The following is a 319-nucleotide window of genomic DNA, read 5'->3' as shown; positions in this document are numbered from 1 at the left end:
GGCGACTACCGCAAGCTGGTCACGGACCTGGGGATGCGTTCCTCGATGGGCAGAACGGGCGTGTGCTGGGACAACGCGATGGCAGAGTCGTTCTTCTCCGCGCTCAAGAACGAACGCGTCCACCGCACCGTCTACGCCACGAAGCGGCAGGCCAGGCGCGACGTCATCAGCTACATCGAGGGGTTCTACAACACCCGACGACGCCATTCAGCGCTCGGCTACAAGCGCCCGAACGAGGTGCACTACGCTGGCCTCCAGCCGGCAACGGCAGCGTAGAGAAACCATCAACTCCGCTGTCCGAAATCAACGCGGCAGGTCA

Annotated in this window: 1 protein-coding gene; it reads left to right on the top strand. The window is 63.3% G+C overall.

Annotated elements, in window-relative coordinates; all coding sequences use genetic code 11:
- On the top strand, positions 1 to 276 hold a 276-nt coding region (locus AYO52_RS02500; protein ID WP_156523499.1), incomplete at its 5' end, for an integrase core domain-containing protein.
- Positions 277 to 319 lie beyond the last annotated feature (43 nt).

Origin of the sequence: Dietzia sp. 111N12-1, assembly GCF_001658045.1 — a bacterium.
GTDB classification, from domain to species: Bacteria; Actinomycetota; Actinomycetes; order Mycobacteriales; family Mycobacteriaceae; genus Dietzia; species Dietzia kunjamensis.
This window is presented reverse-complemented; position numbering and strand designations above follow the sequence as displayed.